Consider the following 25,416-nt stretch of genomic DNA (forward strand, 5'->3'; position numbering starts at 1 on the left):
CCGGCCAAGCTGGGCAAAGCCTATGCAAACCGGGCCCGGTGACCTTTATGCTACCTGCACCTCGTAGCTGATTTCAGCGCTCCGGCTGCTTTGGTTGATGAGGCCGTAGCGGGTGCCCAGGTCGTCAAACGTATTGGAAAAAGAACCCTGCACAAGCAGCAGCTGGTCGTTTTTATCGGCTTGGAGTACGCGCGTTATAATGTTCAGCGTAAGGTCGGTAGCCGCCGTGATGAGCGCGGCCGGCGGAGCCGCCACGGCAGCGGCCGTGAGCAGGGCAGCCTGAAACTGCTCAAACTGCGTGTCTTGCCGCACGGCATCCAGCACGGCCCCGGCCTGGCGCACGTCCTCATCCAGCTCCACGATGAGAATGCGGTAGTCCAGAAACTCGGGCACCTTGCCCTGGCTGGTGCGGTAGAGCGCCAGGCCGCCCGGCCCCAGCGGCAGCTCAGTTTTGCGCCGGATGCCCTCAAAGACCTCGCTGCGCAGCTGAATAGGCTCGGCCGATACACCATCGGTCACGACGCTGATAATCTGTATCTCACCCGGCCCCAACAAGTCGCTTTTGCGCTTGATGAAAACCCGCCGCAAACTCATCAGCACCTCGGTAGTAGTAGCGGGCAGGCGCAGGCTGGCCAACTGGCCTAAGGCCTCGGCTTGGTGCAGGGCCAGCGAAGGAGCAAAAACAGCGTCGGGTGTGAGTAGGGTAGCCATTGGGAGAAAGAGGGAAAAGATACAGAAGTTTATCAGCTAAAAATAGCATGAGCCGCAAGCCGGTGCAACCCACTACGCCACCATGCCCTCGCGCAGGGCCCAGGCCACCAGCCCGGCCAGCGTGCGGGTGCCCGATTTCTGGAGCAGTGCCCGGCGGTGGCTTTCCACGGTGCGAACGCTGAGGAAAAGCCGGTCGGCGATTTCCTGATTGCAGCGGTCGTCTACCACCAGGCGCAGCACCTCCAGCTCGCGGCGGCTAAAGCGGGTGGGGGCGGGGTGCGGCGCGCGCAGTGGCTGGGGCTGGCAGGGCGTCTCGTCGAGCCAGGGGGCCAGAGTAGCGGCCAGGTGGCTGGGCGAGATGTGCCGGGGCACCAGCAGTTGCGGCGGGGCCGCCAGGGTTTTAGCACCATCTGTGGCCAGCACCAGCAGGCGCTGCCCCGGCCGGGCCTGGCGCAAGTGGTGCAGCAGCGCCGGCAGCTCGCGCCCCGGCAGGCCGCCATCCAGTATCAGCACCCGAAAAAGCTGGGCGCGCACCAAATCCACGAGCTGGCCGGCATCGGCGGTGAGGGTGAGGGGTAGCGTGGGCCACTGCTGATGCAGCAGCGCCACCAGGCCCGCGCGGTACAGCGTGGGCTCGGCGGCTACCAGTACGGCGGAGGGCGAGGCTGTCATGGGCTGGAAGAAAGCTGGTTGCGGGCGGCAGCGGCCTGGCCAGGGCGGCCAGCCAGGGCTTTTTTAGCGGGGTGAATAGCCAAATTTACTTTTTAAGATAATTAATTCAACGTTTGCAATATTAATTAAGCAAAATATAATAACCTGGCCTACGAAAAAGCCCCTGTCTCCCAAGGAGAAAGGGGCTTTAAACCTAACAGCCGCCGCTAAAACAACGGCGGCACTACGGCTTCCAGCCGCAGGCGAGTGCCAGCGGGTAGTGGCCCGCCGGGGTCAAAGTCGAGTAGCAGGGTGCGGCGCGGGGGCTGGCCCTCGTGGGTTAGCTCCTCAATGGTGCCGGTGAGGGCCAGGGGCGGCTGACCCTCTGCTAGCAGCCTGAGAGCCAGCGCCGTGTGCAAGGCATGAGCCGCCAGGCTGGTGGCGGCCGGGCCAGCGGCGGGCACCACCAGCACGCCCAGCCCCGGCACCCGGAAGCTGGTTTCTACCACTAGCGTGGCCAAGTTCTCGGGCATGGGCGTAGCGCGCTGGTGTTCAAGAAGCAACTTACTCCTTGCCTACTTCTTTGATGAAGCCCTTGTGCCGGCCGCGCTTTTTGATGCGCGTGCCTTCCAGCATTTGCAGCTCTATCTCCATCGGCGTGCAGCTGGTGATGAGAAAATCCTGCGGCGCGAAGCCGGCCGAGCTCACCTGGAGGCGCGGGGCCACGGTGGGCGCGGCGGGCAGGTCGAAGGTAAAGTAGCCTTCGTCGTTGGTGGTGCGGGCCACGTAGGTGCCTTTCACCAGCACCGTGGCGCCCACCAGCGGCGTGCCGGTAGTAGACTTGATGTGGCCGCTAAACGAGCGGCACGACAGCTGCACCGGCGTGGGCTGCTGGCTGCTGGGGGCGGGCGTTTGGGCGGCGGCCGGGCGCGTGGCCAGCAGTAGGCCGCAGGCGGCGGTGAGGAGGAGCGAGTAGTTCATCAAGTAAATAATAAAAGGAAGATAATGAAGTGGAGTAGCGGCCCGGACTGGCCGGCGTGCCACCCTGCTATAACAAGTATGCTGCCAATTATTTGGCGAAGCAAAAGTGGCGCTTAATACTGCGTTTTTGCTTAAAGATAAGGCTTATAAGCCAGTGGCTGCCGCGCTCACCTCATACGCCGCGAGTTGTGCAGCCGAGAGGTTGCCGTTCAGCCACTCGGGGTCGAGCTCAGCTCCGAGCTTTTTATAAAACGTGATGGCCGGCTCGTTCCAGTCGAGCACCTGCCACTTGAGGCGCTGCGCGCCGGTGCGGCGGGCCTCGGCCACTACGGCATCGAAGAGCAGGCGGCCGTAGCCACCGCGCCGGGCGGCCTCGGTCACGACCAGGTCTTCGAGGTACAGCATGCGGCCCTTCCAGGTCGAGTAGGCGGTGTAGTAGAGGGCCAGGCCCAGCAGCTCGCCGCCAGTGCCTTCGAGCACGAAAAAGCCGAAGATGGGGGCCGGCCCGAAGCCATCGTGGCGCATCATTTCCAGCGTGTTGGTTACGGCTTCGGGGGCGCGCTCATACGCGGCCAGCTCCTGGATGAGGGCCAGCACGCGGGGCAGGTCGGCTTCGCGCCCGCGGCGCAGGAGGGGAAGGTCAGGCATTGGAAATGGGTGAATTTCAAATAGGTATGTCATGCAAAAGCCTGCCCGCCAGAGTAATTATAAACCCTTAGCGCGCAGGCTTTTGCAAAAAGAAGACGGTGCTGCCAACCGGGAGGCCAAAGTGGGCCGCACCGGGCGCGCCTTACATCTGCGGCTGCATTTTCTTAATGTCTTCGGTGGCGTTCTGGGCATTCAGCTCGCGGTTGGGGTCGTTGGGAGCGGGCGCGGCGGCCTGGGCACCTTTGGTGGTGTCGGGGGCGGCGGGCAGCGGGGGCAGTGGCGTGGTAGCCACGTCCTCGTCGGTGTCGTTGGCGGGGCTGCAGGCGGGCAGCGAGAACAGCAGGGCCGCCGAGGCGAGCAGCGCGGGCAGGAAGCGTTTGGTCATCATAAAGAAGAAAGCCGGAATTAAGGCCGCAAGTTACGCAAGGGGGTAGTAGGTTTTTGGTATTAGGTATTGAGTGGTGGGTAGTGGGTATTAGGAAATCAAAGGCCATGATACCCAACACCCAGTACCCAACACCTAGCACTTAACTCCCAGTACCTAATACCTGACACCCAACACCAGCGTTGCCAGCAACACAGTGCGGGCCGTCCAGGCCAGGGTGCGCAGCCAGTTGGTGCGGGTGAGGCCGTCGAGGGCGACGTAGTTGTAGCCATTGACCGCCAGGCGATTGTGAAAGGGCACGCTAATCAGGAACGTAACCAGCCATACTACCAACACCAACGCCAGCTGCCCCAGCGCCCGGCCCGCGCCCCAGGCGGGGTAGGCCACCCAGGCCAGCCAGGCGGCCAGCCCCAGTTCCAGCACCATGGGCGCGCCCACCACCCAGCCCATGCGGCGGGTGTGGGCGGCGTGGTAGCGGGCAAACTCGGGCGCGCCCACCAGCATCAGGGCGGGGTAGATGACCAGCTGTACCGCCCAGCACACGCCCGTGAGGTAGGCGGCCAGCAGCAGATTGAGCAAAACGAGTGTGGGTAGTGGCATAAGCACAAAGCCCGGAAAGGACTACTTGCGCTTACGCAAACCAGCGGCGCTTGGCCGCGCCTACCGTTGAGGTAGCCGCAGCTAGCGGCCAGGTGCAAGCTTAATGAGAAACTCATGAAAGCCAGGGACGGAGGCGGTACTTTTGCAAACTTTTTGGTAACGCCTTTTTAAGCTCTTTTTTTCTGAAACGCTCTCTCTTCACTTTCGGCGCGCTGCTGCTGGCTGGCCGCGCCCTGGCCCAGGGCGGCGTGACGCCGCCCGTAGGCACGCTACCCGCCCGGCAGCCGGCCGCGGCCTCGGCCCAAACGCCTGTGCACTACGACCACGACGCGGCCAGCAAGTGGAGCGTGCATTTCCAGCAAACTGTTATCCAGCAGTGGCACAATAACTTCACGCCGCGCTACGCAGGCGATTTTAGCTTGCAGGCCCGCGAGCAGGCCAAGCTGTCGCTCACCACTACCGCCTTCATCGGGCGCAAGCTGTGGAAGGGCGCGGCCGTGTATTTCAACCCCGAGGTGGCGGGCGGCAGCGGCCTGAGCGGGGCCACCGGCATCGGGGGCGCGCCCAACGGCGAAACGTTTCGCATCGGCGACCCCGCGCCGCAGGTGTATCTGGCGCGGCTGTATCTGCGCCAGCTGTGGGCGTTGAGCCCGGAAACCGAGCAGTTTGACGACGACAACAACCAGGTGGCCGGCCCGCGCCCCACGCGCTACCTGGCTTTGAACGTGGGCAAGTTCAGCATTGCCGACTACTTCGACCAGAACAGCTACTCGCACGACCCGCGCACGCAGTTTCTCAACTGGAGCCTGATGAGCGCCGGCGGCTGGGACTACCCCGCTAACACGCGCGGCTACACCGTGGGCGCGGTGCTCGAATACATATCGCCGGCTTTTGCCCTGCGCGGTGGCCTCTCGGCCATGCCCACCGATGCCAACGGCCCGGTGCTCGACTTCCACTATGGCAAGGCCCAAGCCATTACCCTGGAGCTGACCAAGCCCTACACCGTGGGCGGCCACCCCGGCGCGGTGCGCCTGCTGGGCTTTCGCAACCAAGCCGCGATGGGCAACTACCGCCTGGCCGTGCGCCAGGCGGGTATCGATGGCCCCGACGTTACGGCCGTGCGCGCCGAGCGCCGCACCAAATACGGCGTGGTGCTGAACGCCGAGCAGGAACTGACGGCTAACGTGGGCGTATTCGGCCGCCTCAGCTACAACGACGGCCACAACGAAACCTGGGCGTTCACCGAAATCGACCACAGCCTGAGCCTAGGCGTCACGAGCGCGGGTACTCGTTGGAAGCGGCCCACCGACCGCCTCGGCATCGCGGCCGTGGCCAACGGCCTCTCGCCCGAGCACCGCGCCTACCTGGCGGCGGGCGGCTCGGGCTTCATATTGGGCGATGGCCGGCTCGACTACGGCCTGGAGTACATCGGGGAGGTGTACTACAGCATTGATTTTCCGCGCTACCACGCGGCGCTAAGCCCTGATTACCAGATTATTTTTAATCCAGGCTACAATACCAGCCGCACCTCGGGACCGATACACGTGGTGGCCTTGCGGGTGCACGTCGAGTTTTAGGGCGGCGGGCTACCTTTATACTGACTATCAAAGAGAGCCCGATTATGGAACCCATCACGCAGTTTTCGCAGCTCGACCTGACCAAAACGTACACCTACGCCGATTATCTGACGTGGAAGTTTGATGAGTTTGTTGAGCTTATCAAGGGTAAGGTAATGTTGCCGATGGCCGGGCCAAACCGGCGGCATCAGCAACTGTCGAATCGGCTAGAGCGGCCCATTGCCAATTTTCTTTATGGCAGCAGTTGCGAGATGTATCACGCGCCTTTCGATGTGCGCCTGGCTACGGCCGGGGCCAACGGCAATGCCCAGATACGCACGGTAGTACAGCCTGATATCTGCGTGGTTTGCGACCAGAATAAGCTTGATGACCAAGGCTGTATAGGCGCCCCCGACTGGATTATCGAAATAGTATCGCCTGGCAATACCGCCCGCGATACTAAAATCAAGTTCGACCTTTATGAGGAAAATGAGGTGCAAGAGTACTGGATAGTGTACCCCGGCCACAAAACTGTATCGGCTTTCGTGCTCGAAGACGGGCAGTATAAGATAGCTGGCGAATACATCGAACCTGGCCCAATGCCCGTAGCTACGCTGCCCGGCCTGAGTCTGGAATGGGCCGAAGTTTTTGCCGGAAGCTAGTGACCCGGCAGCCTGGTTCCTTCATGCAACTTCCAGACCGGCAGGGCGTCCTTGCCGGTCTTTTGCTTTTTATAGAATAATGAAAAAAGTATTGTTTGCGCTAGCCCTGTTGGCCGCGCTGCCGCTCACCGGCTGGGCCTGGGGCGTGGATGGCCACCGGGCCGTGGGCCTCATCGCCGCCAATCATCTGAGCGCCAAGGCGCGCGCGCAGGTAGCCGCCCTGCTCGGCACCCAGACGCTGGCCCTCGTGAGCACCCAGCCCGACGAGATGCGCTACCTGCCCGAATTCAAGGAAACCGGCCCCTGGCACTACGTGAACACAGCCCTGGGCCTGGGCCACGACCAGTACCTGCAAGCCGTGAAAGGCCAGGTCAACCCCAACGCCTACAACGTATTACTGTCCAAAATAAAGGAGATGCGCGACCCGGCCAGAACCCAGGCGCAGCGCGCTGAGGCCCTCGTATTCGTGGTGCACATCGTGGGCGATATGCACCAGCCCATGCACACCGGCCGCGCCGAAGACAAGGGCGGCAACGACATCAAGCTCACCTACCGCGGCAAGGATACCAACCTGCACAGCCTCTGGGACAGCGGCCTCATCGACTACCAAGGCCTCACCTACACCGAGATGGGCCAGCAGTACGACGCGGCCCTGCCCGCGCCGCTCGTCAAAACCTGGCAGGCCAGCACCGACCCTGCCGAGTGGCTGTTTGAGTCGTACACTGCCGCCACCCAGCTCTACGCCGAGGCCGCTCAAAATGCTAACCCTGACTACCGCTACTACCCCGCCCACGCCGATTTGATGAAGCAGCGCATTCAGCAAGCGGGCATCCGGCTGGCGGCCGTGCTAAACGAGGCGTTTAAGTAGCATAGCGCGCGAAATTTCAGGCCGCGAGTACCTCGGTACGACTGCGAACTCCAGTATCTGCGCTGCCCTAAAAAAGCCCCGCCACTCCTGACCGGAGCAGCGGGGCTTTTTCGGGCGCAAAAGATTCAAGCTGAAGAACTAGCCACTAGAATACCTTGCGAAATAAACGGTCAAAGTTACGGCAAGCTTACCCCGAGGGGCAAATAGTAGGGCAGAGACAAACTTTTTTTAATCTCTTAAAAACTCCCTAAACGCCTAGCGTAGCGCAGAAAAGGCGAGCCAAGAAAACCCGCTAAAAGGTTTTTTGCAAAACATAACCTTGCGCCCAAAACAAGAACTGGTAATTTTGCACCGTGAACGCAAGCAACCACCAGTGGATGAAGCAGGCAACGGCTACTCAAGCTGTGCTGCGGAAAGCCCAGCCGGCTGCCGCCGTTTGCCATTTGCCCTGCGATTCATTTTTTGCTTCGTCTCTCCAATTGCCGCCCCATTTGCTTGAGGCGGTTTTTTTGTGTCCGGCCGGTGCTCGTACTCACGTGAGTGCAACCAGCGTCTGCAAAAACGCTGGCCGAGTGAGCCACAAAAATATCATCTAAGCTATTGACTATGAAGCGCCCGGTTCTGCCGGGCGCTTTTATTTTTACTCGTTTTACTTGTCGTCTGTTGTCAGGCAATGGGTTGAAAAAGCACTGACCACTAGCAACCGCCAACTGAATATGCAAAAGCTCCTCACCCGCGTTGCCCAGGCCAATACGTTGCTGTGCGTGGGCCTCGACCCCACCGGCTCCGACGAAGACGTGACGCGCCGCCTGCCGCAGGTCATCGCCGAAACCGCGCCCTACGCCGCTGCCTTCAAGCCTAATCTGGCCTTTTTCCTAAGCCGGGGCAATGGCACGCAGCTGTTGCGCCAAGTGGTGGCCGCCGTGCCCGATGGCATCCCGGTTATCCTGGATGGCAAGTTTGGCGACATCGCCAACACGGCCATGCACTACGCGCAGTTTGCCTACGACGTAGTGGGTGTCGATGCCGTGACGGTGAACCCCTACATGGGTGCCGATGCGGTGGTGCCCTTCGCCCGCCCCGGCAAGTTTGTGTTTGCCCTAGCCAAAACCTCGAACCAGTCGCCCATTCAGGAAGCGGAGTTAGCCAGCGGCGAGCCCGTGAGCGAATTCACCGCCAAACTGCTCGCTGACCTCGACGCGACGCATGGCAACATTGGCCTCGTGGCCGGCGCTACCGACGCGGCGGCCCTGGGCCGCCTGCGGCAGTTGTGCCCCACGCAGTGGTTTCTGGTGCCCGGCATCGGCGCGCAGGGCGGCGACCTAGCTTCGGTGATGAAAGCGGGCCTGCTAGCCGACGGCGGCGGGCTGCTGATTAACGCTTCGCGTAGCATCTGGCAAGCTGAGGATTCGGCGGCGGCAGCGCGCGAGTTAATGAATGAGATTAACGAGTATCGCTCAGTAACGGCGTAATCACAAGCTAACTAATTAGTGTAACGCCAACTCCCAATCAGCAAAAGGTGGCTCTTCTTGGAAGGTATCGTCTAGGTAGCTGCGGATGTATTGGGTAGCGCGCTGCGTAGCATAATCGTTATTTGTAACGGTACCCAGTTCATCAAATTCTAGTACGTTGGCAAAAATGGCATATGCCTGCTCGATTGCGCTAGGCTCATTCCCATATAATGACAGACAATCAACGCCTTCCAAGCCACGGCAGGTGCCGCTAGCCATAAAGTATGCAAACGTGCGCAGCGCGCCACTGACAGAGTTACTGAGTTTCATAACCGCTTTTATAAGTAGTAGATAGGCGCAAATTACTTAGCCTACCCACTCGCGGACTCGCAGAGTCCACGGTACATTTTAAGACATGACCAACCAACTCACCCCCGACCTCCCTGCCGCCGAAGTCGCCACCATCCTTGAAGCGCAATTGCGTGAGGAGGATGCGCTCCTGAACGGGCACTTCAAGCTCTCGTCGGGGCTGCACTCGGATACCTACGTGCAGTGCGCCCGCTTTCTGCGCAAGCCCGACCTGGCCGCGCCCGCGATGGCGGTGCTGGCCCAGCGCCTGCGCGACGCCGGCCTGGTGCCCGACACGGTGGTAGGCCCCGCGATGGGCGGCGTGGTGGTGAGCTACGAGCTAGCCCGGCAGCTGGGCGTGCCGTCGCTTTTTACCGAGCGCGATGCGAACGGCGAAATGACCTTGCGGCGCGGCTTTACCCTGAGCCCCGGCGAGCGGGTAGTAATTGCCGAAGACGTAGTTACGACTGGCAAAAGCACCCTCGAAGTAGCCCGGGTGTTGAAGGAAATGGGGGTCGAAGTGCTCGCAGTAGCCTCTTTAATTGACCGCACTAGTGGGAAAGCTGGCCTTCCCTTCCCGAACTTTGCGCTGTTGCCGGTGCAGGCGGCCGTGTTCGCGGCCGATGCCGTGCCGGAACACTTGGCCGGGATTCCGGCCGTGAAGCCGGGCAGTCGGCCCGACGCTAAATAATCCAGTTCCACCTGTCATCCTGAGCCTGCGAAGGACCTTATCACATTCGCAACGCTTGGGTAAAGCAAAACCTGGGGCAGGCAGCAGTGATAAGATGCTTCCTCCGTCAGCATGACAAAAGTTAATTTGGAAACCAACCAGCATTCCATCCTCCTCAGTCTCCAACCCGGCCGGCACGACGGCGATGGCCAGCGCGTGGCCGCCGACGCAGCCCGCCACCTCGGGCTGGCCACCGGCCAGGTGCGCAGCGCGGCGCTCTACGCCGTGCGCTACCCCGGCCTCACCGAAAAGCAGCTGGCCGACTTCGCCGCCGCTTGCCTGCAAGACCCTGTACTGCACACGGTCGCCATCGACCAGGTGGCCGCGCCGGAGGGCTTCCAGAGCTACATCCTGGTGGCCAAAGGCCCCGGCGTGACGGACGACGAGGGCACCTCGGCCCAGAATGCGCTCGGCGACTTCCTCAACGAGCCCATCGACACCCGCACCCAGCACATTTTCTCGAAGCGCCTGTACTTCGTGGAGAATGACATGCCCGCCGCCGACCTGCGCCGCCTGGCCGAAGAGCTGCTGGGCAACAAGCTGATTAACCGGTTTGAAGTGGGCGCGGTGGCCGATGGCATCCGCGACTTCACGCCGCGCCCCGGCGGCGGGGCCGATGCCCGCACCGAAACCATTGCCCTAGGTGGCCTGGCCGACGAGCAGCTGCTGCAACTCAGTAAGGACAACGTGTACGCGCTCAACCTGCCCGAAATGCAGGCCATCCGCGACTACTTCGGCCAGGGCAGCGTGCGCGAGCAGCGCCTCGACCTAGGCCTGCCCGCCGACCCTACCGACTGCGAAATGGAGATTCTGGCCCAAACCTGGTCGGAGCACTGCAAGCACAAAGAATTCAGCGCCGTTATCCAGTATAAAAACCACGAAACGGGGGCCGAGGAAGAGATTGACGGACTGTTCAAAACCTTTATCAAAGGTGCTACCGCTGAGGTAGATAAGCAGCTGCGGGCCAATGGCAACGACTGGCTCATTAAGGTATTCTCGGACAACGCTGGCGCGGTGCGGATTAACCCCGAGTCGCTGTTCGTGTGGAAGGTCGAGACGCACAACTCGCCCTCGGCCATCGACCCCTACGGCGGGGCCATCACGGGCATCCTGGGCAACAACCGCGACCCGCTGGCTACCGGCATCGGTGGCGCGCGCTTGCTGTTCAATACCAACGTACTGTGTTTTGGTAACCCGGATTACGACGGTGAGTTGCTGACTGGCCAGCTGCACCCGCGCCGCATTTTTGAAGGCGTGCGCAAGGGCATCGAGGACGGCGGCAATAAGTCGGGCGTACCGACCGTGAATGGCGCCATTGTATTTGACGACCGCTACCGCGGTAAGCCGCTCGTGTACTGCGGCACCGGCGCGGTAATGCCGATGCAGCTAGCCGGCCAGGACAGCTGGGAAAAAGTGATTCTGCCCGGCGACCGTATCATCATGGCCGGCGGCCGGGTGGGCAAGGACGGCATTCACGGCGCGACCTTCAGCAGCATCGAGCTGGACGAAGCCGCGCCCGCCACGGCCGTGCAAATCGGCTCGCCCATCACCCAGAAGCTGGCGATGGACTTCCTCATCCTCGCCACGCGCCGCGGCCTCGTCCGGTGCAGCACCGACAACGGGGCAGGCGGCCTCTCGTCGAGCATCGGCGAGCTAGCCACCATCTCTGGCGGTGCCGTGGTAGAGCTCGAAAAAGTACCCTTGAAGTACCCTGGCCTGCGTCCTTGGGAGATTTTCCTGAGCGAGTCGCAGGAGCGCTTTACACTGGCCGTAGAGCCTAGTAAGTTGGACGAACTGCTGGCCCTAGGTCGCGAAATGGAGGTCGAACTGACCGATATCGGCTTCTTCAACGCCGAAGGTTCGCTCGATGTCCTGTACGATAATAAGCCGATTGCCGGCCTCTCGCTGGAGTTCTTGCACGACGGTGTGCCGCGCAAAACCCTGCTGGCCGAGTACGTGAAGCCCGAGGTCCAGGAACCCGCGCTGCCCGCTAGCCTCGATTACAACGACGTGCTGCTCAAGCTGATGGGCTCGCTCAATATCTGCTCGCGTGAGTCGGTAATTCGGCAGTACGACCACGAGGTGAAGGGCCGCACGGTGGTGAAGCCCCTGATGGGGGCCACCGGCCAGACGCCGCAGGATGCCGCCGTGGTGCGCTTCAGCTTCGAGAGCTGGGAAGGCGTGGCCGTGAGCAACGGCATTTTGCCCCGCATGGGTGACCTAGACGCCTACCACATGTCGGCCGGCTCGTTTGACGAGGCCGTGCGGCAGATTATCTCGGTAGGCGGCAAGCTGCCCAACCTCACGCCGGGCGATGGAAATTTCTGGTCGGTAAACGACAATTTCTGCGTGCCCGACTCGGTCTACGACCCCACCATCAACCCCGACGGCAAGCAAAAGCTCGCCAAGCTGGTGCAGATGTGCCAGGCCCTGCGCGATGCCTGCGCGGCCTACTGCATCCCGCTGACCTCGGGCAAGGACTCGATGAAGAACGACTTCAAGGCCGACGGGGTGAAAATCTCGGTGCCGCCCACGGTGCTCTACTCCATGACCGCCAAGGTCGAGGACGTGCGCCAGGTCGTGACTTCCGACTTCAAGCAGGCCGACGACGTGATTTACCTGCTCGGCGAAACCCACGACGAGCTAGGCGGCTCGGAGTTCTACCAGCTCTACAACGAGCTGGGTGCCAACGTACCAAAGGTTGATTTTGCCAAAGCCAAGGCGCTGTATACGCTGGTGGGCGAGGCCAACGCGCAAGGCCTCATCCAGAGCAGCCACGACCTCAGCGACGGCGGCCTGGCCGTGGCGCTGGCCGAGTGCACCTTCGGCCGCGACGGCCTAGGGGCTAGCCTCACGCTGCCCGAAACGGGCTTGTCGCCGGTGGCGCAGCTGTTTTCGGAGTCGCACTCGCGCTTCGTGGTCACGGTGGCCCCGGAAGACGTGGTGGCCTTCGAAAGCATCCTGAACGACCGCGCCACCCGCCTGGGCGTCGTAACCAACGACGGCCAGCTGCACGTGCAGCACGGCGGCCGCGAGCTGCTGCGCGCCAGCACCCTCGCCCTGCGCACCGCCTGGACCAACGGCCCAGTCAACCAAACCATCGGCCTGGAGCCCGCCGAGGCGCTTCATCACTAATTCGCAGTGCGCAAGGACCACGTGACAACTACTAACATGGCAGACCTAGCTCAGGCCCCCAAAGCCCTCATCCTGACCGGCTTCGGCATCAATTGCGAAGAGGAAATGGCCGCCGCCTACCGCCTGGCGGGCGGCGAAGCCACCATCGTGCACCTCAACGAGGTGCTGCACGGCCGGGTGAGCATCCACGATTTTGATATTCTGAATTTTCCGGGCGGGTTTTCGTTCGGCGACGACCTAGGCTCGGGCGTGGTGCTGGCCAACAAGCTGCGCTACCGCCAAACCGGGGCCGACGGCCGCACGTTGCTCTCCGACATCCGCGAGTTTGTGGCCGCTGGCAAGTTTGTGCTCGGCATCTGCAACGGCTTCCAGGTGCTGGTGAAGCTTGGGCTGCTGCCCAACCTAGGCGGCGATTTCCAGCCCGAAGTAACGCTGACCCACAACGCCAGCGGCCGCTACGAAAACCGCTGGGTGCGCCTCAAGGTGAATGCCCAGACCAAAACGCCCACGCCCTTCCTGAGCGCCCTCACGACGTTTGAAGTGCCCGTGCGCCACGGCGAAGGCCGCCTGGTAGTGCCCGACGCGGCCACCCGCGAGCGCATCAGCTCGCTAGGTCTCAACTGCCTGACCTACGCCGATGGCGACGACCAGGAAACCGGCACCTACCCCCTCAACCCCAACGGCGCCGACCTCAACTGCGCCGGCCTCACCGACCCCACGGGCCACATTTTCGGCCTCATGCCGCACCCCGAGGCCTACCTGGCCGGCTGCAATCACCCCGACTGGGGCCTGAAAAAGCGCCGCGGCGAGCTAAAGGAAGAAGGGGAGGGCCTGGCGATTTTCAAGAACATTGTCACGCATCTCACCCGCCGGACCCAGGAAGCCAGTGCGCCTGCCACCCACGCGTAAGTTATTCGGTATGAACACGCTCCCGCAATTCGCTACCCCCCAGCTCCAGTTGTTGCACCGCGGCAAAGTCCGCGACAGCTTCCGCATCGACGACAGCACCCGCCTCATCGTGGTGTCGGACCGCCTCTCGGCCTTCGACTCGGTGCTCGAAACGGCCATCCCCAACAAAGGCGCGGTGCTGAACGGGCTAGCCAACTTCTGGTTTGAGAAAACGGCCCACATCATCCCCAACCACGTGAAGGACATGGTGGATGCCAACGCCATGTTGGTGAAGGAGGCGCAGCCCATTAAGGTGGAGATGGTGGTGCGCAACTACCTCACCGGCTCGATGCTGCGCGGTTACCAGAGCGGCCAGCGCACGTTTTCGGGCGTGACCGTGCCCGATGGGCTGACCAAGCATCAGCAGTTCCCCACGCCCATTGTGACGCCGACCACCAAGGAGGAGTCGGACCGCGAAATCACTCCCGAAAATCTCGTGCGCGAGGGCTGGGTGAGCCAGGAGCTCTACGATAAGATGGCCGAAAAGGCGTTGGAGCTGTTCAAAGTCGGCTCCGATTTGCTGGCGGCGCAGGGCATCATTCTGGTCGATACCAAGTACGAATTCGGTCTGCTGGACGGCGAGCTGATTCTGATTGACGAAATCCACACGCCCGATTCGTCGCGCTTCTGGAGCGCCGCCGACTACGCCCAAAACCCCGAGGGTGCCGAGCAGATGGACAAGGAGTACATCCGCCAGTGGCTGATTGCCAATAAGAAGGATGGCGCCTACCCCCGCGCCCTCACCCCCGAGGTAACGCAGGAGGCCGTCAACCGCTACCTAGATATCTACCAGCGCGTCGTAGGCCAGCCCCTGGCCACCGCCGGTGATAACGAGGACGTAACCGAGCGCCTGACCCGCAACCTAGTGAAAGCTGGCTTACTAAAGTAGCAATACTATGAGCGAATGGCAGGATACCTTGCGAGTTAGTGAGTATGAAGGAGTACTGGCAGAAGTGCCCCTTCTATTCCTGCACCATGAGGGCTTAGTAAGAATACTCTTCAATGTTGATACGACTACAGTAGAAGAAGCGAGACAGGTTGAAGGCTTTGTAAATCAGATACTAAGTCGGCTGCCTTCTTTGCAGGAAACCGTAGCGACAGCATCTTTTAAGTATTACCTATTTCTCGTAGAAGCGTTTCGCAAAAGCTATGGGGATGAAGTGCAACTGCCAGTCGCAACTGATGCGGAGTCACTCAAGCAATTTTATAAGCTTACCACCATCTACTTACCTAATGAATTTGAGGCAGGCTATTTTGGCCTAGGCTTCGAATGTGAGTTTGAGATAGAGCATGGCCTAGGAATACGCTTTCGCAATTGGCAAATTGAGGAAGTAGGAGATGAGGAAGAGGGATTCTCATTAGACTAAAATCTGTCACCTCAATAGTTCTTATAAAGTTTATTCGTGGCTACCAATAAAAATCTCGTCCTCCTCGGCTCCGGTGCCCGCGAGCACGCCCTAGCTATCAAGCTTCGTCAGGATGGCGCGACCGTGCACGTGCTGCCCGGTAACGCCGGCATCCCTGGCAGCGTGGCTAGCATCAGTGCCACCGATTTTCCGGCTATTCAGGCTTTCTGCAACGAGCAGAACGTCAAGCTCATCGTGGTGGGGCCGGAAGCGCCGCTGGCGGCCGGCGTGGCCGATTATTTCCTCGATACCGACATCCGCGTATTCGGCCCGCGGCGGCAGGCAGCCACGCTCGAAAGCTCGAAGGTGTGGAGTAAGGACTTCATGCGCCGCCACGGCATCGCCACGGCCCGCGCCTGGAGCTACCGCAGCGACCAGTTTGCCGAGGCGCAAACCCAGGCGGAGGAACTGGCTGGCCACGTGGTAATTAAGTACGACGGCCTGGCCGCCGGCAAGGGCGTGTACGTGTGCAGCTCGGTAGCAGAGGCCACGGCCGCCCTCACCGAACTGCGCAGCCTGCACGAAGGCTGGTTTAGCTTCCTGCTCGAAGAGAAATTGACCGGCCCCGAGGTGAGCCTCATCGGCCTCACCGATGGTGTGGAGGTTCGCCTGCTGGCTCCGGCCCAAGACCATAAGCAGCTGCTAGCCAACGACGAAGGCCCCAACACGGGCGGCATGGGCGCCTATTGCCCGGTGCCCTTCCTGGATGATAACTGGTTGGCTGCTATTCGCAAAGACATCATCGACCCCACGCTGCGCGGCCTGCAAGCCGAGCCGTTCGATTTCGTGGGCTTCCTCTACTTCGGCGTGATGCTGACGCCCAGCGGCCCCAAGCTGCTCGAATACAACGTGCGCCTCGGCGACCCCGAGGCCGAGGTTATCCTGCCCGCCTTGGAAAGCAGCCTGCTGGAGCTGATTGAAGCCACGCTCGACGGCACCCTGGCCCAAACCGTGACGCGGCAGCGCCCCGGCGCCTTCGTGGGCGTGGTGCTAGCCTCGGGCGGCTACCCGGCGGCGCAATTTCCGACGGGCTTCCCCATTCATGGTATCGGCAATCAAGGCCAGGATACCCAAGTGTTTGTGGGCGGCGTGAAGGCGGGCGCGCAGCCCGGCGAGCTGCTCACCAACGGCGGCCGCGTGGCGGTAGTGGTGGCCCACGGCCCCGACCTGCCCACCGCCGTGCAAGTGGCCTACGCCGAAGCCGAACTGGTTTATTTTCAAGATAAATACGTGCGCCCCGACATCGGCCAGCGCCCCGCGCCGCTGCTGGAAACCAGCGCTTACTAAATGACTGACCAACGTCCGGCCCGCTTGGCCATCCTGCTTTCTGGCCGCGGCTCCAACATGCTGGCGCTAACCGAAGCCGTGCAAACGGGCGTGCTGCAAGGCCTGGCAGAAATAGTTGTGGTGTTCAGCAACGACCTTGCTGCGCCGGGTATCGACTCGGCCGCCGCCCTAGGTCTGCCCACCGACAGCTTGAGTTCAAAAGGCCGCAAGCGCGAAGAGTTTGACCGCGAGGTAGTGGCCATCCTGCAAGAATACCGGCCCGATTATGTGGTGCTGGCGGGCTACATGCGGGTGCTCTCGCCCACATTTGTGCGCGCCTTCGCGGGCCGCATCATTAACATTCATCCCGCCGATACGCATCAGCACCAGGGCCTGCACGCCTACGAGTGGGCCTTCGATAACCGCTTGACGGAAACCAAAATAACCGTGCATTTGGTTGACGAAGGTCTGGACACAGGGCCAGTTTTGGCGCAGCGGGTTGTAAATTTGGTAGGGGCTGATACCCTGGCCGAAGTGCAACGCCGTGGTTTAGCTGTCGAACACGTCTTGTACGCGGAAACACTTCGGAAACTGATTAAAGAATCCTAATCGTCATGCGGAGCGCAGCGTAGTCGAAGCATCGCTACCGCTTCGTTGCTGCTGTCAAAAGGTAGTTCATCAGTAGAGATGCTTCGACTTGGCTGCGCTCCGCTCAGCATGACAAACGATAGAAGATACCAGCTACCTCGCGTTACCCTTCCTTCCCAAATTACTAACTCATAACTTTTAACTCATAACTCTTAACTGATTATGTGTGGCATTGTAGGTTTTCACGGCCCCGAGCGTGTGGTAGGCGATATGATTATCGGCCTCACCGCCCTTCAACATCGGGGGCAGGATGCCGCCGGCATTGCGACGTTTGATGGCGACGCCTTTCACCTGCACAAGGGGCAGGGGCTGGTCAACGACGTTTTTAAACCCAAGCATACTAAGAAGCTGACTGGCAACACCGGCATCGGGCACGTGCGCTACACCACGCAGGGCGCGAATGACTCCGATTTGGCGCAGCCCTTCACCACGAGCTACCCCTTCGGGCTGGCCATGGTGCACAATGGCAACGTCATCAACTTCCGCGACGTGTCGAAGCTGCTGCACGACAAGTACCACGTGCTGCCCAAGACGACCAACGACTTGGAACTCATCATGTACACCTTCGCCTCGGAACTGCGGGTGAAGGACCTGGACCGGATTTCGGTGGTCGATATTTTCGATGCCGTGGAGACGACTCAGGAGTTGGTGAAGGGCGCGTATGCCACCGTTACCATCATTGCCGGGCAGGGGCTGCTGGCCTTCACCGACCCCCTAGGTATCCGCCCGCTCGTGATGGGCCGCCGCGACACGCCCGAAGGTCCCGTGTACGCCTTCGCTTCGGAAAGCACCTGCTTTGATTACCTCGACTTTGAGTTTATCGAGAACGTGGGGCCGGGCCAGGCAATTTTTATTGACAACAACTTCCAGGTTCACTACAAAAACCAGCAGGAGCTGCCCAAGGCCTTTTGCGTGTTTGAGCAGATTTACTTTGCCCGCGAAGACTCTACCATTCACGGCCGCCTGGTGGCCCGCGAGCGTGTGCGCCTAGGTAAGATTATCGCCCGCAAAGTGGTCGATGCCGGCCTTAAGCCCGACATGGTGATAGATGTGCCATCGTCGGGCTACTTCTCGGCCTCGGGCCTGGCCGAAGCCATCGGCGTGCCCTACCGCCGCGCCATGGTAAAAAACAACCACATGGGCCGCTCGTTTATCGTGCCGACCCAGGCCGGCCGCGAAGACGTGGTGAAGAAGAAGTTAAACCCCATTCGCGCCTTCGTCGAAGGCAAAAAAGTGGCCGTAGTGGACGACAGCATCGTGCGCGGCACTACGTCGCGCCGCATCGTGCGACTGCTGCGCGAGGCGGGGGCTAGTGAGGTGTACTTCATTTCGAGCGCGCCGCCGCTGGTGTCGCCCTGCATCTACGGCATCGACATGGCCATGAGCACCGAGCTGATTGCGGCCAACTATACGGAAGAGGAAATCTGCCGCTACATCGAGGCTGATAAAGTTATCTACCAAGATTTGAGTGACTTGCAAGACCTCTTTGCCGAGGAGCGCGGCCACGGCGGCTCGTGCTTCGCGTGCTTCACCGGCAAGTACCCCACGGGCGATGTAACGCGCTATCTGCGCCACATCCAGGAGGAGCGCCAGAGCCACCGCATCGTGGACAAGGTGCCTTCGGTGAGCGCGAAAGCGCCACTGCCGACGGAGCATTAGCCTTTCACTTTGTCATGCTGACGAAGGAAGCATCTTATCAGGGTTGCTCACCGCTGCTTTCGTCAACACTATTACTACCTACAGCGGCGCGGACGTGATAAGGTCCTTCGCAAGCTCAGGATGACAGACGATTTTAGACTGCTACCCGTAATGAACAACGCCCAAACCCCCGACGCCGGCTACTCTATCGACCTTGGCAACGCCGCCTCGAAAAACGCCTATAATTGGTCGAAAAAGACGTTTGCCACCCGCGCCGGCCTGCCCGGCGAGCCCGCCCGCGACCTCGACGGGGGCTTTAGCAACGAAATTCGCTTCGGCCAGGAGCGCCTGGGTATCAGCTCGGACGGCATCGGCACCAAAATCGAGTTGGGCGAGCGCCTCGACAAATACGACACCCTAGGCTACGACTTGGTGGCCATGACCGCCGACGACCTTATCGCGGCCGGCTTCGTGCCAACCAACATCTCGAACATCATCGACGTGAATACCCTCGACTACGATGTGGTAGATGAGATGATGCGCGGCCTGCACGACGCCTGCCAGTTTGCGAAAATCGCCATCACCGGCGGCGAGATTGCCGAACTGGGCAACCGCATCGGCGGCTTCCCCGGCGCCCGCATGAACTTCAACTGGTGCTCCACGGCCATCGGCGTGCTGCACCCCAGCCTCGAAAAGCCTCTGAGCGGCACCACCGCCCAGGCCGGCGATGCCGTGGTGGCCCTGCGCTCGCCCTCGTTCCGCTCCAACGGCTACTCGCTGGCCCGCAAGACCTTGCAGCGCCTGTTTGGTGACAACTGGCACACCCAGCCCTACGACGGCACCGACGCCGACCAGTACGCTACCTGGGGCGAGGCCCTGCTCGCGCCCTCGCTCATCTATGCGCCCGCCCTCACGGCGGTGCTCGACGCCGGCCTGCCCCTGCGCGGCGCGGCCCACATCACGGGCGGCGGCGTGGCCGACAACTTCAAGCGCGTGCTCAAAAACAACCTAGGCGCGGTGCTCGACAACCTTTTCGTGCCCCTGCCCGCCATGCAGCGCCTCTGCGAAATCGGCGGCATCAGCCCCGAAACCGCCTACCTCTACTGGAACATGGGCAACGGCATGCTGCTCGTAGTAGCCCCTGAAGCCGCCGAAGCCACCGTGCAGCAGCTCGCCCAAAGCGGCTACCAGGCCCAGGTGGCCGGCTACCTCACCGCCGAGGCAGGCGTGACGCTGCGCGTAGCGGCGGGGGAGCTGAAGTACGAGTAAAAGGTCAGTTCGCAATTCATTAAGGTGTACTTGTTCGCCCACTTATACTGCTGGTTGGTAACTAGCAGTATAAGTGGGCGATTTCTTGATAAGCAGTTATGGTAACCCGGGCAGAAGCTTTAGCGATAGCGCAAGCGAGATTAGCAACATGGGGATTTGATAGAGAAGGCGATAGTCTTATTATAGTTGAAAGAAAAACGATAGAAACACCTTATGCCTGGGTCGTTTTTTGGACTTCCAAGCGTTGGTATGAAACCGGGGAGTTACGCTATGCTATGGCCGGTGCAGGGCCGTTTATCATCTCTAAGCAGACGGGTAGTGTAACTCAATACTCATCTGCCTACGGGTATGAATCAGCATTAGAGATGTATGAGGAGGAGCAAAAACTATATGGCCTCCGAATAACGGCTGATTTGACAGAAATGAGTACTAAGCTGCTTGTGAAAAGACTACTGCCTATTTCAAACCAAGACTTATTGCACTTAGTCAGAGAGCCAGCTACTATAGTCGCACAAGGCGCTAAAGAGCGGCTGCAAAAGCTACAGCAAGAATGGTCTGCGCAGGGATTAGTATCTGAAGTAATCGCTTGCTTTTAGCTGTATTGTAGCTACGCCGGCCGCACCGGCCGTCTTTCCAGCATCAGCCGCGTGCGGAACTTGTGTAGCCTCTGCTCCAGGCCCACCGGATACATGTGCGGATTGGGAGTCGCGGCAAGGTTAGCCCCAGGGCGTCCACTGCGCGGGGCTGGAGGCGGGGGCTGGCGCGCGGCTAGGAGTAGCATTGGCTACGGGCACCAGCTCCTGAAAAGGGCCGACTGTTAGCACTTGCTGCTCTTGGCTGTGTGAGGTCGCAATCTGATAAATGTTTGCGGCTACTTCAGAAGCAGTTATGCCGTCACCGCCCTTGAAATAGCCTAGCGAGAACAGCACGGGCAAGCGCACGGGCGGCGCCTGCTCCGGCCGGCCGCCGAGCGCCCGGTAGGGTAGGAGCGGCACGGCCAGGCTAAGGGCCTGCGCATGCGACTGGCCCGGCAATACCTGCGTGAGGAAAGGAATATCCAGTACCCGAATGCCGTCGCGGAAGGATAAGTCCATCAAAGCTTTATCGAGGTGCACGCCGGCTGGCTCTACCTGGACGTGCACCAGGTTGTGATTGATAGGTGGTGGCGGGCCGGCAGCGTCGGCAGCCGCTGGCTCGCTCAGCTGATGGCAGACGTAGAGGGTCAGCGGGCCAAGGTTTTGTACTTCGTAGTGCAGGCCGAGCGCCCCGCCTTCCTGATAGGTAGCCGTGACCGTGAGCTGGCAGTCGGCGTTGCGAGTAGTTAAGGTTTCATTCATTGGAAAGCGTCGGGAAGAAGAGAAGGCCTAAGCCGCTTAGTAATAGTCGCGCCGGCCCTGAGGCGGGTTCCACTCGGCCCGAATCTTATTTTCGGTGAAAGCATAGTCATGCTCGGGGTGCACGCCGATGGTTTCCAGCTCATAATGGGGCACTTGCAGCGGCTTATTGGGGTTGCGGGCGTCGGGGCCGCCGGGGTTGGCGGTGTCGAAGCGCCGCATCCGGCCATAGGCCGCCTGCTCGGCGTGGATGAGCTCGTGGGCCAGCCCAATGCCCGGCGGCCTCGCGTTCCAGGGCAGCTCACCGGCTTTGGCCAGGGTGGGGTTGTAGTTGACCCCTACCCCCAGCCCCGCGCCGGGCGTCACGCCATCAAGGTCATAAAATGCGCGGGTCCAGGTCTGGCTATTCAGTTCAATCGAGTTTTTGGGCGCGTAGTGAATGTATATTTTTTTGCCCGAAGCGTGGAGTGAATCGAGGAGCTGCCGGCCAGTTGGCGTGTCGTAAATGGCCTGTAAGTCGGCGTGCACGGCGTTGGCAAAATTGGCCGGGCCGTCGGGGCCAGCGTGGGCCGCTACCTGGATAGTAGTGCTGAGGATAGCTGCAAGGGCCGGGCTTAGCGTTGGCGCGGCGTCGGTGCGCGCTATCAGGTGTGCTGCGCCTTGTTCGGCCGCTGGGGTGGCTTCGCGCAGCACGATAGCGGCTGGCGTTGCCTCAGGGGTGCTGGCGAAGCTAGTCGCTTGCTGAAGTATTCGCGTGGCGCTAGCAGTTGCTATCCCCGTGGCCGGGCCGCCCGCGCGCAGCTCAAAGCTGCTGGCCGTGATGGTGAGGCGGCACACGTAGGCCCCGTCGCCGGTGGCACTGCTGGCAAACTGCTCGGCATACTGCACGCACTGGCCATCGGTGAAGGCGATGGTTTCGTGCGCCACCTGGGCCACTACGTCGTAGAACACGACCTGGCCCGCCAGCGGTTTGTGAGCGGCGGCTGCCCAGGCTGCCAGTTGGTCATCGTCGGGCACGTCGAGCACCAGCTCCAGCGGGCTGTGCCGCACCTTGGCCTGCACCCGGCCGCGGGCGTCGGTAGCCTGGTGGCAGTTGTAGGCGCAATGCACCACCCGGTAGGAACCGCCTTCCAGGTGTAGCTCAGCATAAAAGGAAGCCATGCGCAAACCAGTCAAAAGGTAAAGCAAGTCAAGTTACGTGCTATGTACGCGGTGCGCCGCCAAAGGCTACCATTATGCCGGCCGCACCGGCCGCTTCGCTAGCATCAGTTGCGTGCGAAACTCGTGCAGCCCCTGCTCCAGGCCCACCGGATACACGTGCGGGTTGAGGTAGCGCCGAATGCTGCTTCGGCTACTTATAAGAAAAGCCTCCTCGGCAGTTGCATCAACTGCCGAGGAGGCTTTTCTTATAAGTAGTTGAGGCTACTCTTTTACCACGCGCACGTGGTTATTGCCCTCGGCGGAGGTGACGGAGAGCATATATACCCCAGCTGCTAGCGCATTCATCGGCACCGAGATGCTGGTGCTGCGGGCGGCAGCCTTGCCAGCCCACACCTGGCGACCCATTGCGTCGAGAAGGGCGAGCTCACTGGCACCCCGGGTTTCCGCAAAATCTACGCGCAGGTTGTCGGCAGTCGGTACGGGGCCTACGCGCAGGGCGGGGCCGTTGTTGGCACTGGCCGTAGCCGTCACGGTCGCATCGTTGACGATATAGGGAAAATCAAGCGTGACGTCGGGAGCCGTGGTGGGGTTGCCGTCATCAATTACGGCTCCCCATGAGGAGTTAGCATTGCTGTAAGACAAGGCGTTGGCCCCGGCGACCTGGCGAGTGCCAGCCACCGTTACCGGCACGTAGAAGTGCCCCAGGGTACCCGATACCGTAGATGCCCACTCAATCCAGTACGTGCCAGGGGCCAGGGTAAGGGCGGGCGAGATGTTGGCCCGCACTTTCCAGATGAGGCGGGTAGTACCCGGCGTGCTGGGGGAGGGGTAGAGCGAGTTGAAAATGCGGTAGGTAGCCGTGCTGGTAGCGGCAGCTAGCCGGTTGGTGGTAAGGTCGCCAAAAACAACCGTTGAGCCCGCCACAGCCGGCGAGCCTTGCCAGATGCGCACATAAAGGGCCGTGAAAGGCGATGTAGTGCCCGTGTAGCCGCTCTGGTAGCTGAAGAAGGAAATGTTGTTGACCGTCCGGGTCTGGCCGGCGGGTACTACGTAGTCGTCGGCCAACGAAAAGCTGCCAAGAGTAGCGCCAAAACCGGCGTTCGTATTGGCATAAGTCGTAACGCCGGTGTCGTTCGAGGCTTCGCTCCAGGTAGCGCCGGCGGGTGCTGCCACGCCACTCAGCGACTGCGCACCCGTCGAGAAAGTGCCATTGATGTACTGTTGCGCACGCAGCGCGCCAGGCATTGCCAGGCTGCCCAATACTAAAGCTGAGCAATAAAGTAGAATCTTGTTCATCAGTATGATGGGGTTAAAGGTGATTACGCTATATGTAAACGAAATCGTCCCATCAATGGCCGAAATTCCTATGAAATTTTGATTAAAAACATATTCTGGTTATAATTTAAATTGTTGATATGCAATTATTTGTGAGAAATCAAGCCGGCCGCACCGGCCGCTTCTCCAGCATCAGCTGCGTGCGGAACTCGTGCAGCCCCTGCTCTAGGCCCACCGGATACACGTGCGGGTTGAGGAAGCGCCGGATGCTAGGGTCGAGGCTATTGACTTCTTGGCGAGCCAGTTCCCGGCTCTCCGCTAGCGTCGGTAGCGGCTGCACTAACTGGCCCTGGCGCAGCACCGGGGCCAGTAGGTCACGGAAGGGCGCGCCGGGGTGCACGGGGCGGCGGCGGGTAAGGTCGGCGGGGTCGATGAGGACGGGCGCGGCGGGTAGGGCGTCAGTCGCGGCCACGTTGTAAATCATATCGGCGCGGGGCTGGTCGTGGTCGCCTAGGTAGCGGCGCACCTGCAAGATGCCGGGGATGCTGGTTTTGGCCTGTTGCTCGGAGAGCTTGAGGGTGAAATCCCAGCCCTGGCCATCTTCGGTGCGTAGGGCGGCGAGCTTGTACACGCCCCCCAGGGCGGGCTGGTTGTAGGCCGTGACGAGCTGCGTGCCTACGGCCCACACGTCGATGCGCGCGCCCTGCTGCCGCAGGCTGGTGATGAGGTTTTCTTCTAAATCATTGCTGGCCACGATGCGAACGTTCTCCAGGCCAGCGGCGTCGAGCAGATTGCGGGCTTCTTTGGAGAGATAAGCCAGGTCGCCCGAGTCGAGGCGGATGCCGCCTAGCTCGTGGCCTTGCTGGCGCATGTTGAGGGCTACTTCGATGGCGTGGCGCACACCGTCGAGGGTGTCGTAGGTATCGACCAGGAACACCGAGTCGTCGGGGAAGGCGGCGGCGTAGGTGGCGAAGGCCTGCTTTTCATCGCCGAAGGCCTGTACCCAGCTGTGGGCATGCGTGCCGCGCACCGGGATGCCGTAGAGCCGGCCGGCCAGCACGTTGCTGGTGCCATCGGCCCCGCCGAGGTAGGCGGCGCGGGCGGCACCCAGGCCGCCATCGGGGCCCTGGGCACGGCGCAGGCCAAACTCCAGCACCGTGGCCTCGGGGCCGGCGGCGTCGCGCACGCGGGCGGCTTTGGTGGCGACGAGGGTTTGAAAATTGATAACGGTGAGCAGGGCCGTTTCGACCAGCTGGGCTTGCAGCAGCGGGCCTTGCACGCGTACTAGTGGCTCATTGCCAAATACTACCGTGCCCTCGGCCACGGCGTCTACGTCGCAGGTGAATTTTAAATCCCGTAGATAAGCCAGAAAATCGTCAGAGAACAGGTGGGCGTCCTGGCTGCCTTTCAGGCTGGCCAGGTAGGCGATATCCTCGTCTTCAAAACGTAGGTTTTGCAGATAATCAACGGCCAGTGCCAGCCCGGCCGCCACCGCGTAGCCGCCCTCGAAAGGCGCTTTGCGGAAATAGAGGTGAAACACAGCTTCGCGCTCGTGTAGGCCGGCCCGCCAGTAGCCGTAGGCCATCGTGAGCTGGTAGAGGTCGGTGAGCAGGGCGAGCGAGGGGCGGTAGAGGCCGGTGAGTGGGGTAGGGGACATGGGAGGTAGAGACGCATACTTGCGGCTCGGCGTTGTTTTCGTCAGGTGCTCGCATAGTCAAGCAGCGCCCCCGTCCGTCATGCTGAGC

General features: G+C 61.2%; 26 protein-coding genes. 14 read left to right on the plus strand and 12 right to left on the minus strand.

Annotation, left to right across the window (positions count from 1 at the left end):
- Nucleotides 1-45: 45 nt before the first annotated feature.
- The 7 genes from VFO93_RS01870 to VFO93_RS01900 all read right to left on the minus strand — a co-directional run bounded on the left by VFO93_RS01870 (nt 46) and on the right by VFO93_RS01900 (nt 3,976).
- Nucleotides 46-711 (minus strand): hypothetical protein, encoded by a 666-nt coding sequence (locus VFO93_RS01870; RefSeq protein ID WP_325132606.1) that lies wholly within the window; start codon nt 709-711, stop codon nt 46-48.
- Between the two features lie 72 nt (nt 712-783).
- Nucleotides 784-1,383 (minus strand): response regulator transcription factor, encoded by a 600-nt coding sequence (locus VFO93_RS01875; protein WP_325132607.1) that lies wholly within the window; start codon nt 1,381-1,383, stop codon nt 784-786.
- 206 nt (nt 1,384-1,589) lie between these two features.
- Entirely contained in the window at nt 1,590-1,895 is a 306-nt protein-coding gene (locus tag VFO93_RS01880) for a hypothetical protein (RefSeq protein ID WP_325132608.1), read from the minus strand.
- Nucleotides 1,896-1,926: 31 nt separating this feature from the next.
- On the minus strand, nt 1,927-2,343 hold the full coding sequence (locus VFO93_RS01885) for a carboxypeptidase-like regulatory domain-containing protein (protein ID WP_325132609.1): 417 nt from the start codon (nt 2,341-2,343) through the stop codon (nt 1,927-1,929).
- 144 nt (nt 2,344-2,487) lie between these two features.
- Nucleotides 2,488-2,991: a GNAT family N-acetyltransferase gene (locus VFO93_RS01890; RefSeq protein ID WP_325132610.1), complete on the minus strand. Its 504-nt coding sequence runs from the start codon at nt 2,989-2,991 to the stop codon at nt 2,488-2,490.
- Between the two features lie 142 nt (nt 2,992-3,133).
- Complete coding sequence (locus VFO93_RS01895; RefSeq protein ID WP_325132611.1) at nt 3,134-3,379, minus strand: hypothetical protein; 246 nt, start codon at nt 3,377-3,379, stop codon at nt 3,134-3,136.
- Between the two features lie 153 nt (nt 3,380-3,532).
- Nucleotides 3,533-3,976: a hypothetical protein gene (locus VFO93_RS01900; RefSeq protein ID WP_325132612.1), complete on the minus strand. Its 444-nt coding sequence runs from the start codon at nt 3,974-3,976 to the stop codon at nt 3,533-3,535.
- Between the two features lie 248 nt (nt 3,977-4,224).
- Here VFO93_RS01900 and VFO93_RS01905 point away from each other — a divergent pair, with 248 nt between their 5' ends.
- The 4 genes from VFO93_RS01905 to pyrF all read left to right on the plus strand — a co-directional run bounded on the left by VFO93_RS01905 (nt 4,225) and on the right by pyrF (nt 8,534).
- Nucleotides 4,225-5,553, plus strand: coding sequence for a carbohydrate porin (locus tag VFO93_RS01905; protein WP_325132613.1), 1,329 nt, complete (start codon nt 4,225-4,227; stop codon nt 5,551-5,553).
- Nucleotides 5,554-5,597: 44 nt separating this feature from the next.
- A complete protein-coding gene (locus VFO93_RS01910) occupies nt 5,598-6,194 on the plus strand; it encodes a Uma2 family endonuclease (RefSeq protein ID WP_325132614.1) in 597 nt (198 codons plus the stop codon).
- Nucleotides 6,195-6,273: 79 nt separating this feature from the next.
- Complete coding sequence (locus VFO93_RS01915; protein ID WP_325132615.1) at nt 6,274-7,062, plus strand: S1/P1 nuclease; 789 nt, start codon at nt 6,274-6,276, stop codon at nt 7,060-7,062.
- A gap of 716 nt (nt 7,063-7,778) precedes the next feature.
- Nucleotides 7,779-8,534 carry an orotidine-5'-phosphate decarboxylase gene (gene pyrF / locus VFO93_RS01920; protein ID WP_325132616.1) on the plus strand — a complete coding sequence of 252 codons (756 nt, stop codon included), beginning with the start codon at nt 7,779-7,781 and terminating at the stop codon, nt 8,532-8,534.
- Between the two features lie 15 nt (nt 8,535-8,549).
- Here pyrF and VFO93_RS01925 read toward each other — a convergent pair whose 3' ends face one another.
- Entirely contained in the window at nt 8,550-8,843 is a 294-nt protein-coding gene (locus tag VFO93_RS01925; RefSeq protein ID WP_325132617.1) for a DUF7677 family protein, read from the minus strand.
- Between the two features lie 85 nt (nt 8,844-8,928).
- Here VFO93_RS01925 and pyrE point away from each other — a divergent pair, with 85 nt between their 5' ends.
- The 10 genes from pyrE (at nt 8,929) to VFO93_RS01975 (ending at nt 20,497) form a co-directional block, all read left to right on the plus strand.
- Nucleotides 8,929-9,552, plus strand: coding sequence for an orotate phosphoribosyltransferase (gene pyrE / locus VFO93_RS01930; protein WP_325132618.1), 624 nt, complete (start codon nt 8,929-8,931; stop codon nt 9,550-9,552).
- A gap of 111 nt (nt 9,553-9,663) precedes the next feature.
- Nucleotides 9,664-12,726: a phosphoribosylformylglycinamidine synthase subunit PurL gene (locus VFO93_RS01935; RefSeq protein WP_325132619.1), complete on the plus strand. Its 3,063-nt coding sequence runs from the start codon at nt 9,664-9,666 to the stop codon at nt 12,724-12,726.
- Between the two features lie 36 nt (nt 12,727-12,762).
- Nucleotides 12,763-13,635, plus strand: coding sequence for a phosphoribosylformylglycinamidine synthase subunit PurQ (locus VFO93_RS01940; RefSeq protein WP_325132620.1), 873 nt, complete (start codon nt 12,763-12,765; stop codon nt 13,633-13,635).
- A gap of 10 nt (nt 13,636-13,645) precedes the next feature.
- Nucleotides 13,646-14,563 carry a phosphoribosylaminoimidazolesuccinocarboxamide synthase gene (locus tag VFO93_RS01945; protein WP_325132621.1) on the plus strand — a complete coding sequence of 306 codons (918 nt, stop codon included), beginning with the start codon at nt 13,646-13,648 and terminating at the stop codon, nt 14,561-14,563.
- 7 nt (nt 14,564-14,570) lie between these two features.
- Nucleotides 14,571-15,041: a DUF6985 domain-containing protein gene (locus VFO93_RS01950; protein ID WP_325132622.1), complete on the plus strand. Its 471-nt coding sequence runs from the start codon at nt 14,571-14,573 to the stop codon at nt 15,039-15,041.
- Between the two features lie 36 nt (nt 15,042-15,077).
- Entirely contained in the window at nt 15,078-16,367 is a 1,290-nt protein-coding gene (gene purD, locus VFO93_RS01955) for a phosphoribosylamine--glycine ligase (RefSeq protein ID WP_325132623.1), read from the plus strand.
- A complete protein-coding gene (gene purN / locus VFO93_RS01960) occupies nt 16,368-16,955 on the plus strand; it encodes a phosphoribosylglycinamide formyltransferase (RefSeq protein WP_325132624.1) in 588 nt (195 codons plus the stop codon).
- A 201-nt stretch (nt 16,956-17,156) separates the two neighbouring features.
- Complete coding sequence (gene purF, locus VFO93_RS01965) at nt 17,157-18,653, plus strand: amidophosphoribosyltransferase (protein WP_325132625.1); 1,497 nt, start codon at nt 17,157-17,159, stop codon at nt 18,651-18,653.
- 150 nt (nt 18,654-18,803) lie between these two features.
- Nucleotides 18,804-19,901 carry an AIR synthase-related protein gene (locus tag VFO93_RS01970; RefSeq protein WP_325132626.1) on the plus strand — a complete coding sequence of 366 codons (1,098 nt, stop codon included), beginning with the start codon at nt 18,804-18,806 and terminating at the stop codon, nt 19,899-19,901.
- Between the two features lie 98 nt (nt 19,902-19,999).
- Nucleotides 20,000-20,497, plus strand: coding sequence for a YrhB domain-containing protein (locus VFO93_RS01975; RefSeq protein WP_325132627.1), 498 nt, complete (start codon nt 20,000-20,002; stop codon nt 20,495-20,497).
- Nucleotides 20,498-20,617: 120 nt separating this feature from the next.
- Here the strand turns inward: VFO93_RS01975 and VFO93_RS01980 are convergent, their stop codons facing one another.
- The 4 genes from VFO93_RS01980 to VFO93_RS01995 all read right to left on the minus strand — a co-directional run bounded on the left by VFO93_RS01980 (nt 20,618) and on the right by VFO93_RS01995 (nt 25,328).
- Nucleotides 20,618-21,238 carry a hypothetical protein gene (locus tag VFO93_RS01980; RefSeq protein ID WP_325132628.1) on the minus strand — a complete coding sequence of 207 codons (621 nt, stop codon included), beginning with the start codon at nt 21,236-21,238 and terminating at the stop codon, nt 20,618-20,620.
- A 36-nt stretch (nt 21,239-21,274) separates the two neighbouring features.
- Nucleotides 21,275-22,396: a type VI secretion system tube protein TssD gene (gene tssD / locus VFO93_RS01985; RefSeq protein ID WP_325132629.1), complete on the minus strand. Its 1,122-nt coding sequence runs from the start codon at nt 22,394-22,396 to the stop codon at nt 21,275-21,277.
- Nucleotides 22,397-22,657: 261 nt separating this feature from the next.
- Complete coding sequence (locus tag VFO93_RS01990; RefSeq protein ID WP_325132630.1) at nt 22,658-23,641, minus strand: T9SS type A sorting domain-containing protein; 984 nt, start codon at nt 23,639-23,641, stop codon at nt 22,658-22,660.
- A gap of 190 nt (nt 23,642-23,831) precedes the next feature.
- A complete protein-coding gene (locus tag VFO93_RS01995; protein ID WP_325132631.1) occupies nt 23,832-25,328 on the minus strand; it encodes a nicotinate phosphoribosyltransferase in 1,497 nt (498 codons plus the stop codon).
- Nucleotides 25,329-25,416 lie beyond the last annotated feature (88 nt).

Origin of the sequence: Hymenobacter sp., assembly GCF_035709525.1 — a bacterium.
Lineage (GTDB): Bacteria > Bacteroidota > Bacteroidia > Cytophagales > Hymenobacteraceae > Hymenobacter.

What these genes read in the sequence shown, in the direction of transcription:
- VFO93_RS01990 (WP_325132630.1), bottom strand. Translation starts at nt 23,641, where the DNA reads ATGCCTGGCGCGCTGCGTGCGCAACAGTACATCAATGGCACTTTCTCG.
- tssD (WP_325132629.1), bottom strand. Translation starts at nt 22,396, where the DNA reads ATGGCTTCCTTTTATGCTGAGCTACACCTGGAAGGCGGTTCCTACCGG.
- purN (WP_325132624.1), top strand. Translation starts at nt 16,368, where the DNA reads ATGACTGACCAACGTCCGGCCCGCTTGGCCATCCTGCTTTCTGGCCGC.
- VFO93_RS01880 (WP_325132608.1), bottom strand. Translation starts at nt 1,895, where the DNA reads ATGCCCGAGAACTTGGCCACGCTAGTGGTAGAAACCAGCTTCCGGGTG.
- VFO93_RS01940 (WP_325132620.1), top strand. Translation starts at nt 12,763, where the DNA reads ATGGCAGACCTAGCTCAGGCCCCCAAAGCCCTCATCCTGACCGGCTTC.
- VFO93_RS01900 (WP_325132612.1), bottom strand. Translation starts at nt 3,976, where the DNA reads ATGCCACTACCCACACTCGTTTTGCTCAATCTGCTGCTGGCCGCCTAC.
- VFO93_RS01915 (WP_325132615.1), top strand. Translation starts at nt 6,274, where the DNA reads ATGAAAAAAGTATTGTTTGCGCTAGCCCTGTTGGCCGCGCTGCCGCTC.
- VFO93_RS01910 (WP_325132614.1), top strand. Translation starts at nt 5,598, where the DNA reads ATGGAACCCATCACGCAGTTTTCGCAGCTCGACCTGACCAAAACGTAC.
- VFO93_RS01950 (WP_325132622.1), top strand. Translation starts at nt 14,571, where the DNA reads ATGAGCGAATGGCAGGATACCTTGCGAGTTAGTGAGTATGAAGGAGTA.
- VFO93_RS01895 (WP_325132611.1), bottom strand. Translation starts at nt 3,379, where the DNA reads ATGATGACCAAACGCTTCCTGCCCGCGCTGCTCGCCTCGGCGGCCCTG.
- VFO93_RS01935 (WP_325132619.1), top strand. Translation starts at nt 9,664, where the DNA reads ATGACAAAAGTTAATTTGGAAACCAACCAGCATTCCATCCTCCTCAGT.
- VFO93_RS01875 (WP_325132607.1), bottom strand. Translation starts at nt 1,383, where the DNA reads ATGACAGCCTCGCCCTCCGCCGTACTGGTAGCCGCCGAGCCCACGCTG.
- VFO93_RS01890 (WP_325132610.1), bottom strand. Translation starts at nt 2,991, where the DNA reads ATGCCTGACCTTCCCCTCCTGCGCCGCGGGCGCGAAGCCGACCTGCCC.
- VFO93_RS01975 (WP_325132627.1), top strand. Translation starts at nt 20,000, where the DNA reads ATGGTAACCCGGGCAGAAGCTTTAGCGATAGCGCAAGCGAGATTAGCA.
- pyrF (WP_325132616.1), top strand. Translation starts at nt 7,779, where the DNA reads ATGCAAAAGCTCCTCACCCGCGTTGCCCAGGCCAATACGTTGCTGTGC.
- purF (WP_325132625.1), top strand. Translation starts at nt 17,157, where the DNA reads ATGTGTGGCATTGTAGGTTTTCACGGCCCCGAGCGTGTGGTAGGCGAT.
- VFO93_RS01980 (WP_325132628.1), bottom strand. Translation starts at nt 21,238, where the DNA reads ATGAATGAAACCTTAACTACTCGCAACGCCGACTGCCAGCTCACGGTC.
- VFO93_RS01870 (WP_325132606.1), bottom strand. Translation starts at nt 711, where the DNA reads ATGGCTACCCTACTCACACCCGACGCTGTTTTTGCTCCTTCGCTGGCC.
- VFO93_RS01925 (WP_325132617.1), bottom strand. Translation starts at nt 8,843, where the DNA reads ATGAAACTCAGTAACTCTGTCAGTGGCGCGCTGCGCACGTTTGCATAC.
- VFO93_RS01885 (WP_325132609.1), bottom strand. Translation starts at nt 2,343, where the DNA reads ATGAACTACTCGCTCCTCCTCACCGCCGCCTGCGGCCTACTGCTGGCC.
- VFO93_RS01970 (WP_325132626.1), top strand. Translation starts at nt 18,804, where the DNA reads ATGAACAACGCCCAAACCCCCGACGCCGGCTACTCTATCGACCTTGGC.
- VFO93_RS01945 (WP_325132621.1), top strand. Translation starts at nt 13,646, where the DNA reads ATGAACACGCTCCCGCAATTCGCTACCCCCCAGCTCCAGTTGTTGCAC.
- VFO93_RS01995 (WP_325132631.1), bottom strand. Translation starts at nt 25,328, where the DNA reads ATGTCCCCTACCCCACTCACCGGCCTCTACCGCCCCTCGCTCGCCCTG.
- pyrE (WP_325132618.1), top strand. Translation starts at nt 8,929, where the DNA reads ATGACCAACCAACTCACCCCCGACCTCCCTGCCGCCGAAGTCGCCACC.